The following is a 1,655-nucleotide window of genomic DNA, read 5'->3' on the forward strand; positions in this document are numbered from 1 at the left end:
AAAAATTAAGTCTTGATAAGTGACACTGAAGATTCATTTGAATTATGTCAGAGACAGTTATTGAGCATCAAACTTTAAATTGAAGAGTTTGATCATGGCTCAGATTGAACGCTGGCGGCAGGCTTAACACATGCAAGTCGAACGGTAACATGAGTGCTTGCACTTGATGACGAGTGGCGGACGGGTGAGTAAAGTATGGGGATCTGCCGAATGGAGGGGGACAACAGTTGGAAACGACTGCTAATACCGCATAATGTTGAGAAACCAAAGCATGGGACCTTCGGGCCATGCGCCATTTGATGAACCCATATGGGATTAGCTAGTTGGTGAGGTAAAGGCTTACCAAGGCGACGATCTCTAGCTGGTCTGAGAGGATGACCAGCCACACTGGAACTGAGACACGGTCCAGACTCCTACGGGAGGCAGCAGTGGGGAATATTGCACAATGGGGGAAACCCTGATGCAGCCATGCCGCGTGTATGAAGAAGGCCTTCGGGTTGTAAAGTACTTTCGGTAATGAGGAAGGTGGTGTATCTAATAGGTGCATCAATTGACGTTAATTACAGAAGAAGCACCGGCTAACTCCGTGCCAGCAGCCGCGGTAATACGGAGGGTGCGAGCGTTAATCGGAATGACTGGGCGTAAAGGGCATGTAGGCGGATAATTAAGTTAGGTGTGAAAGCCCTGGGCTCAACCTAGGAATTGCACTTAAAACTGGTTAACTAGAGTATTGTAGAGGAAGGTAGAATTCCACGTGTAGCGGTGAAATGCGTAGAGATGTGGAGGAATACCGGTGGCGAAGGCGGCCTTCTGGACAGATACTGACGCTGAGATGCGAAAGCGTGGGGAGCAAACAGGATTAGATACCCTGGTAGTCCACGCTGTAAACGATGTCGATTTGGAGTTTGTTGCCCTGAGTGATGGGCTCCGAAGCTAACGCGATAAATCGACCGCCTGGGGAGTACGGCCGCAAGGTTAAAACTCAAATGAATTGACGGGGGCCCGCACAAGCGGTGGAGCATGTGGTTTAATTCGATGCAACGCGAAGAACCTTACCTGGTCTTGACATCCACAGAATCTTGCAGAGATGCGAGAGTGCCTTCGGGAACTGTGAGACAGGTGCTGCATGGCTGTCGTCAGCTCGTGTTGTGAAATGTTGGGTTAAGTCCCGCAACGAGCGCAACCCTTATCCTTTGTTGCCAGCGATTCGGTCGGGAACTCAAAGGAGACTGCCGTTGATAAAGCGGAGGAAGGTGGGGACGACGTCAAGTCATCATGGCCCTTACGACCAGGGCTACACACGTGCTACAATGGCGTATACAAAGGGAGGCGACCTCGCGAGAGCAAGCGGACCTCATAAAGTACGTCTAAGTCCGGATTGGAGTCTGCAACTCGACTCCATGAAGTCGGAATCGCTAGTAATCGTGAATCAGAATGTCACGGTGAATACGTTCCCGGGCCTTGTACACACCGCCCGTCACACCATGGGAGTGGGTTGCACCAGAAGTAGATAGCTTAACCTTCGGGAGGGCGTTTACCACGGTGTGATTCATGACTGGGGTGAAGTCGTAACAAGGTAACCGTAGGGGAACCTGCGGTTGGATCACCTCCTTACGAAGAGCTCGTAAGTGTTCACACAGATTGTTTGTTTAGGG

Annotated in this window: 1 rRNA gene; it reads left to right on the forward strand. The window is 50.6% G+C overall.

What is annotated here, in order from left to right:
* The first annotated feature begins 76 nt into the window (after positions 1–76).
* Positions 77–1,614 (forward strand): 16S ribosomal RNA (locus J3U23_RS00005).
* Positions 1,615–1,655: the final 41 nt, after the last annotated feature.

Origin of the sequence: Gilliamella sp. B3367 (genome assembly GCF_026536825.1) — a bacterium.
Classification (GTDB): Bacteria; Pseudomonadota; Gammaproteobacteria; order Enterobacterales; family Orbaceae; genus Gilliamella; species Gilliamella apicola_E.